This window comes from Novosphingobium rhizovicinum (assembly GCF_040813635.1).
Classification (GTDB): Bacteria; Pseudomonadota; Alphaproteobacteria; order Sphingomonadales; family Sphingomonadaceae; genus Novosphingobium; species Novosphingobium rhizovicinum.
In genome coordinates, this window is the sequence record NZ_JBFNXR010000027.1 from 1 (window position 1) to 7,565 (window position 7,565).

The following is a 7,565-nucleotide window of genomic DNA, read 5'->3' on the forward strand; positions in this document are numbered from 1 at the left end:
TGACCTGACCCCCAGCTTTCCTCCAGCTGGGATTAGAGCCGGGCGGTTGTTTTGCGCATGAGCGCGGTTGAAGCAATGGGCTGCGCAGCGGAGCCCGTAGGGCGTAGCGGAGCAGGCCATTGCTGTTGCAGTTCGGCGGCGAACGCCGCCGGGGTGTCGTATCCAAGGGCCGAGTGCGGCCTCTCCCGGTTGTAGTCTTCCACCCACGCGGCGATCTCGGCGCGGGCGTGATCGAGGCTGAGGAAGAGCGTCTCATTGAGCAGCTCATCGCGCATGCGGCCGTTGAAGCTCTCGACATAGCCGTTCTGCATCGGCTTGCCGGGCGCGATGTAGTGCCACTCCACGCCAATTTCCCCGCACCATGCCAGCACGGCGTTGGAGGTCAGTTCCGTGCCGTTATCGCTGACGATCATCCCCGGCTTGCCACGCTTCGCGATCAGCTCGGTCAGCTCGCGCACCACCCGGCGCCCGGAGATCGACGTGTCCGGCACCGCTGCCAGGCACTCCCTGGTCACGTCATCGACGACGTTGAGCACACGGAACCGCCGGCCCGACGCCATCTGGTCGTGCACGAAGTCCAGGCTCCAGCGTTGGTTCGGCAGGGCCAGAACCGGTGCCGGCGCCCTCGCGCCGATCGCACGTCTGCGGCTGCGCCGCCGCCTGACAGCCAGTCCTTCCTCCCGATAGATCCGCTGGGTCTTCTTCCGGTTGATCATCACGCCCTCCCGGCGCAGCAGGATATGCAGCCTGCGATAGCCGAACCGCCGGCGTTGGTTCGCCAGCTCGCGCAGCTTCTCTCTCAATTCGGCATCGTCGGCCCGCGTCGAGCGGTAGCGCACGCCCTTGCGATCGGCACCAACGACACGGCACGCCCGCCGCTCGCTCATCCCGTGGCAGGCCCGGAGATGAGCCACAGCTTCCCGCTTGGCGGCGGGCGTCACCACTTTTTTGACAGAAGATCCTTCAGCGCAGCCTGGTCCAGCATCGCATCGGCCAGCAGCCGCTTGAGCTTCGCGTTCTCGTCCTCGAGTGCCTTCAGCCGCCGAGCCTCGGATACCTCGAGCCCGCCATACTTCGACTTCCAGTTGTAGATCGTCGCTTCCGACACCCCGTGCCGGCGTGCCAGGTCTGCGGTCTTCGCCCCTGCCTCGGCTTCCTTCAGCACGCCGATGATCTGCTCTTCTGAAAACCTCTTACGCTTCATCTCGTCCGTCCTTCCATGGACCGGACTCTAATCGAGCGTGGAGGAAAATCAGGGGGTCAGGTCACCCCCAGTGTCGATTTCAGGACCACTTTTTCAGAAGCGGTAACGTGATGTAAAGCAATTTGCTTTACCTCTCCTTTTAATCGTTGCCTAACTTTTGGAGCGAACCTGTGAAGATTGCCTGTCAAGAAGCAGCTACTCCTTCGGCGCAACCGATATCATTCTCGTCTCGAACCGCTAAGTCGCAACGTCGGACGCGTCCGACCGACCTGTTTTCGCTAGACCAGCTCGACGTGAGTTGGGATCAAAGTACAACCACACTTTGGACCTACATGGATCCGAAGGGGCGGCCCAGTTTTAGCCCGGAACTCCTGAACGACATTGCCACTTGGCAAGCGGAGGTTGAAGAGGCATGTCTGAGCGGCGACCTCAACATCCGCTACGCAGTTCTCGGCTCTCGCTTTCCAGGCGTGTTTTCTCTGGGAGGCGATCTCGAGCTGTTTTCGGCCTGCATACAAGAAGGCGACCGGGATGCGCTTGTTCGATATGGCCGCGAATGTGTGCGTATCTTGTACCGCTATACGGTCGGTCTCGACCTTCCGCTCGTCACAATCGGGCTTGTCCAAGGAGATGCATTCGGCGGCGGCTTTGAGTCTTTGCTCTCCTTCAACGTTGTAGTCGCGGAGCGGGGGACTTCTTTTGGTCTTCCGGAGACCCTGTTTGGTCTTTTCCCCGGAATGGGAGCACATTGCTTCTTATCTAGACGGTTGGGCTCTGCCCAAGCTGAGCGCTTGATCCTCAGCGGAAGGACGTACACGGCCGAGGAGATGTACGATCTTGGAATTGTTCATGCGCTGGCGGAGCCGGGTCAAGGGCGCCGTGTTGTCGAGGAGTACATTATTCAGAACGTTCGCCGGCATAGCGGCCACTGTGCCATCTATCGGGCGTCGCGTGCCGTAAGCCCTGTGACTTTAGGTGAGCTCGAATTGATCGTCGATATGTGGGCAGACGCAGCACTAAAACTAAGTCCTACGGATCTTAAAATGATGCGGCGCCTGGTTAATGCGCAGGATCGCCTTCGCAATGAGCGTCGAAGCTAAGTCAGTGAGGCAGTTCGAGCATCTCGGCCCGCGCTGAGCAGCTGGCAGCGCAGTTCCTTGGCCGCCATTGGCTTAAAAAACCAGTGACCTTGTCCAGCAGAACACCGTGCCCGGGTAATCTGATCGAGTTGAGCTTGCGTTTCGATGCGTTCAGCAATGGTCTCGAGACCCAGGGCCGCTGCCAGCTCGACTATTGTCTGGATGATAGCCATGGGGGCGGATCCATGATCAAGATCCTCCACAAAGCATCCGTCGATCTTCAACGTCTGGAAGGGGAACTTTGTGAGGTAGCTAAGTGAGGAAAACCCCGTCCCAAAATCATCGAGTGTCGTGCGCACGCCAAGCTCATTGATCGATTGAAGCACGTTGAGCGTGTCCTCATCGTCTTCCACCAGCATGGTTTCAGTCACCTCGAGTTCTAATTGCCCGGCGTAAATGCCCGAAGCTTCGAGTGCTGAGCGGACTAGCGCAGCGAACCTGTGGTTGCGAAGCTGAGCCGCCGAGACATTCACAGCAACACGAACATTGCTGGGCCACCGGCCGGCCTCATGGCACGCCTCACGTAGGACCCATTCACCAATGGCGTCCATCAGATTAATTTGCTCGGCGGCGGGCACGAACTCCGCGGGGGAGACTGAGCCAAGGGCACGATTGTTCCACCTCAGGAGAGCCTCGCAAGATGTAATTTCACCGGACTGGAGACTCACAACAGGCTGATAGAATACCTCGAACTCGCCTCGATGTAATGCAAAGCGCAGCTCCCTTTCCAACATCCGCCTGCGCTGTACCAACTCGTCTGTGGCAGCCTCGTAGCAGCAGACGGTGCCTCGTCCGCTCGCCTTTGCCCGATACAAGGCTAGATCAGCTCGCGCGAGCAATTCGCCACTTACTAGACAATCATCTGTAGCCACAGCGACGCCCACCGAGGCGGTCACCTCTAGCGTGCTCGCACCAACTCTAAAGGGTTGGGCTACTGATTTGAGAATTCCCTTACCGATTGCCTCCACGTCTGCTCCATCCTCGGACCGCGTCAGGACGACGAACTCATCTCCTCCTACGCGTGCAGCAAGGCTATCGGTGCCGCTGAAGTGCGCCGTAAGCCTCCTCCCGATTTCGGAGAGGAGTGCATCCCCAGCCATATGTCCGTGCGTATCGTTAACTTCCTTGAAGTGGTCCAGATCAAACCAATGAACGGCCAGAAGGTCATGAGCCTTATGCGCGTTCAGACACGCCTCTAGTTGCTCGTTGAAATACATCCTGTTGGGTAAGCCGGTTAGACAGTCCTCACGGGCCAACCGCGCTTGGGTCTCAGCGAGCTCTGCCTTTTCATGCGCCAAAGTTAGCGCGTCGATTATCATGCGATGAGTTTTGACGCTTATATCCACCATGGCAAAGCTAAGTACAACGATAGTACAAGCTAACGCCCATGCATTTGGACGATCGGAGGCAATGAGTACGACCGCAATCGGCGATAGTGCAAGTCCAAGCTGGACAAGTGCTATCCGTGACAAACCAGCATTCCGAGCAGAGATCCCCGCTGCATACCCGATGGCTGTTGCTACGGCCAAAAGATGAAGGCCTTCGTCGGACGAGCGTAGAAGAGTAAGCGCACCGACTAAGCCCAGCAGCATTGAGTAGGCCCACGCGCCCCATGCGAAAGAACGCTCCCATCGTTGGACCGTCATCGGAAGACAGCGGCTTTTCCGGTGCGCGTAGAGGAGCGATAACGCAATCCGACACGATGCTAGCGAACAGACACAAAGGGCGCAGACCGTCAGAGGCAAGTCTCTCGCCTGCTTGGCCAGAAAGACGCTGACGGCGCTGGTCGCTACGGCGCCGATAATAAGCGAGCTGCGGGCGCTGTAGAGTGAGTCGACTAGGGAGGCCCTGACTTGTTGCTGGGCGGAGCTACTTGGCCGACAATCAGCTGCAGACGTTTCCCGATGGTGATAATCCTGAGTGGCGCAGTCTATCCGCCCCAAGCGACCACCCGCATGCTCTACGGAGTGCGTACGACCCTGCCTGCCGAACCTCTGAGACTGCCACCATTGCATTAACGGCACCTTTTCTATTAGGGTTAATGCATAGAAGAAATTGGTTAATGAATGGTGAAGATGTGTGTCTGACAGAATGAAGATGGGGGTCTAAGTTACTGATGAACATCGGTTGAACTCATTTTGTCTGCGATACGCCACGTTGCACCCATTCTCATCCGATCAGGAATTCAACAGTAAACCTGAAAGGCACATCATCGTTCCTCCGCAGAGCTGATCCGTTCAGCCGGTCACACGGACCATTTTGCTGCAGGAGCAGCGTAGCTTAAGGCGATTGGATTTCAATTAGCCCGGACTTCTCACAGTGCGGTGCGATTTCGGCTAGATTGAAGGCGTGAGGGCGTGAGGGAGAGTTTAGGGCGTGAACTCATAAACCAGGTTGAGCTGTCGCGCGTGGCGTGATTGAGGCATCCTTCGGCAACGGAGGACGTATGGCACGGCGGCGGTATGAACTGGCGGACAAGGAGTGGCTCATCATCGAGCCGTTGTTGCCCAACCAAGCCGCGTGGGGTGCCCCGGGTAGATGATCGGCGGGTCTCGCCTTGAGGTGGGCTGTGATTGCCTCGAACAGGCTGACGTCGAGGCCGCCCGCGACCAGCAGCCTGCGAAAGCGCACGAACGCAGTCCGCTCCGGCGTCGCCTCTGTACTGGAGAACCCGCAAACCTGCCGGAATGAAGCGCGGTCGTCGAGCGCCTCCGCCAGTTTGACGTCCGACAGATCATACCAGATCGAGAGCAGTAGCGCCTTGAACATGGCCAGCGGCGGCCAGGCAGGTTCACCTTTGGTTGCCGAATAGAGCAGATCCAGAAGAGCGGCGACAGGAGCCCAGTCGATCAGCTCGCCAAATTCGTCCAGCGACGCTCCGGCCGACCGTGCACGTCCAGCAAAACCGAACCGCTCCTGACCAATCGAACAATGCGACACCTGCTGCTCTCCCTCTGCGGAAAAGCCATAGAATCAGCAATCAACGCACGTGTCTACGCCCACCCGCGCACAAGCCTCAATAGATGTCTGATCCCAGGCTTTGATGGTGCATTATTCACCGTCAGCTCGAAGGAAGCGCTATGGGGCAGGTACTCCACGGGAGCGCCACAACGACTGAAGCAGTCCGTCGAGCGATCCAGCATAGTCAAGCCAGCCTGAGGACGCTGGCCAGGCGCTACGGGATCAGCCGCCTGCCGGAGATTGAGGGAGACAAGCCGACCAGGGAGACGTTCAAGGCCTACCCGATCGGCTACTTCCACATCGACATCGCCGGGGTCCGCACCGAGCAGGGCCGCTTCTACCTGCTGGTGGCATTGATCGCACCAGCAAATTCGCGTTCGTCGAGCTGCATGAGAAAGCCACCACCAGGATCGCTGGCGACTTCCTGCGCCATCTCATCGCCGCCGTACCGTACAAGGTGCACACCATGCTCACCGACAACCGCATCCACTTCACCGGTCTCAAGTACCCCGGCTCCGCTCTCGAGGAGATCAAGCTGGGCATCGCCGCCGGCGAGCTGTTCCGTGCCCAAAGCTTTGAGTTCGCTTGCGCCGAGAACGACATCGACCACCGGCTCACAAAGCCGAAGCATGCATGGACCAACGGTCAGGTCGAGCGGATGAACCGGACGATCAAGGACGCGACCATCAAGCGCTACCACTACGACAGCCATGACCAACTGCAACAGCACCTCTCCGACTTCGTCGCTGCCTACGACTTCGGGCGAAGGCTCAAGACCCTCAAAGGCCTCACCCCCTACGAAGCCATCTGCAAAGTTTGGCTCAGAGAGCCACATCGCTTTACGTCAGACCCGACCCATCAATTTCCGGGACCAAACATCTAAGGGCCGACGCGCTTGATGTCGGCCGCGCTGGCAGATTACGCCCGAAAGAATGAACGCCTTCACCTTCGCAGGTGCAGTGCTTCTTACTCTTGACGCCTCCGAGGAGAACCGACGCGTGGCAATTGGCTGATCGTCAGCGCTCGTCCGCAAGAGCCCAATTGGCAGGCAGGTACGGGGAACTTCTTCCCGATCCGACCCTTCTTAGGTCCGTCAGCCTTGTGGACCAGCCGGGAGTGGCGGCCGATGGCTTTCCTGCCTTTGGTGCCGTGCCGGCATCGCGCAACCGGAGATCGCAGTGGGCACTTCAGTGGAGCAGCGGCACACCGGAGCCGAACGCCAAAAGGGGCGCGGACGGGATGCCACGTCCCCCTCGAAGATGCCGTTTGCGGGGTGGAAAGACGTGGTGGCGCGCACGGCCAAGGAAGCGTCGAAGGACAATGTCGGGCTGGTCGCCGCCGGAGTTTCCTTTTACGGCTTCCTCGCTTTGTTGCCGCTACTGGGTGCCGTTGTGCTGAGCTATGGCCTCTTTGCCGATCCGCAGACCGTCACCCGAAACATGTCAGCAATGACGGAAATCATGCCTCGAGACATCGCCCAGCTTGTTGGCGAGCAGTTGATGGTTGTTGTTCAGACATCCAGCGAGAAGAAGGGGCTCGGCGTTTTCGTGGCGCTTGCGCTTGCAATATTCAGTGCGCGCAACGGCGCTGGCGCCATCGTGACCGCGTTGAATATTGCTTACGAGGAAGTGGAGAGCCGAGGCTTCATAAAGTTGAACCTGCTGGCGTTGGCGATCACAGCCGCCGCGGTCATTCTTGCTGTGCTCGCTCTGCTCGCAGTCGCGATCTTAACACAATTCGAGGCAGTGCTGCCATCCTCTCCGCTCCTCTCCGTCGCGGCCAAAGGCATCTCATATATCCTGCTCGCAGCCTTGGCAGCGGCTGCTGCGGCGTCGCTCTATCGCTTCGGCCCGTCCCGGGAGAAGGCCCGCTGGGAGTGGCTATCAGCAGGTTCTGCTCTGTTTGCTGTTAGTTGGGTTGCATTAACCCTTGGCTTCGGAGCCTACGTCGCGAACTTTGGCAATTACGGCGCTACCTACGGTTCGCTGGCTGCCGTGGTCATCCTGCTGACCTGGCTCTTCCTGTCGAGCTATCTTCTAGTCTTTGGGGCTGAACTGAACTCTGAGCTGGAGCACCAGACTGGCCGCGACACTACTACAGGGCCAGAGCAACCAATAGGCACCCGCGGCGCGTGGAGTGCCGATCACGTCGCTTAAAGCTCGTGTGGGCACTGTCAAACCAAGTGCACCGGCTGGTAACAAGGGCAGGGTACGGCGGTTCGATGCCCCGTCCTCGCAAGCCTGCCAGTCCGTTCGGCTACT

General features: G+C 59.0%; 4 protein-coding genes and 3 pseudogenes. 4 read left to right on the forward strand and 3 right to left on the reverse strand.

Annotated features, from left to right (window positions below):
• Positions 1 to 32: 32 nt before the first annotated feature.
• Positions 33 to 1,204 (reverse strand): IS3 family transposase gene (locus tag ABUH87_RS08455; RefSeq protein WP_367769135.1). Its coding sequence is split into 2 segments (ribosomal slippage): positions 33 to 952 and positions 952 to 1,204, totalling 1,173 coding nucleotides; the frame shifts between segments, so codons are not numbered across the junction.
• Positions 1,205 to 1,374: 170 nt separating this feature from the next.
• On the opposite strand from ABUH87_RS08455, the gene ABUH87_RS08460 reads away from it, so the two are divergent.
• Entirely contained in the window at positions 1,375 to 2,304 is a 930-nt protein-coding gene (locus ABUH87_RS08460) for a crotonase/enoyl-CoA hydratase family protein (RefSeq protein ID WP_419956682.1), read from the forward strand.
• Here the strand turns inward: ABUH87_RS08460 and ABUH87_RS08465 are convergent.
• Entirely contained in the window at positions 2,301 to 3,662 is a 1,362-nt protein-coding gene (locus ABUH87_RS08465) for a putative bifunctional diguanylate cyclase/phosphodiesterase (RefSeq protein ID WP_367772478.1), read from the reverse strand. The two genes, ABUH87_RS08460 and ABUH87_RS08465, sit on opposite strands and share 4 nt — an antisense overlap.
• Positions 3,663 to 4,789: 1,127 nt before the next feature.
• Between ABUH87_RS08465 and ABUH87_RS08470 the strand changes: the two are divergent.
• Positions 4,790 to 4,895, forward strand: a pseudogene (locus ABUH87_RS08470) (IS5/IS1182 family transposase); the annotation flags it as partial.
• Between the two features lie 76 nt (positions 4,896 to 4,971).
• Here the strand turns inward: ABUH87_RS08470 and ABUH87_RS08475 are convergent.
• Positions 4,972 to 5,283: pseudogene (locus tag ABUH87_RS08475) on the reverse strand (transposase); the annotation flags it as partial.
• A 140-nt stretch (positions 5,284 to 5,423) separates the two neighbouring features.
• On the opposite strand from ABUH87_RS08475, the pseudogene ABUH87_RS08480 reads away from it, so the two are divergent.
• Positions 5,424 to 6,187, forward strand: a pseudogene (locus tag ABUH87_RS08480) (integrase core domain-containing protein).
• A 295-nt stretch (positions 6,188 to 6,482) separates the two neighbouring features.
• On the forward strand, positions 6,483 to 7,460 hold the full coding sequence (locus ABUH87_RS08485; protein WP_367772480.1) for a YihY/virulence factor BrkB family protein: 978 nt from the start codon (positions 6,483 to 6,485) through the stop codon (positions 7,458 to 7,460).
• The last annotated feature ends 105 nt before the right edge of the window (positions 7,461 to 7,565 follow it).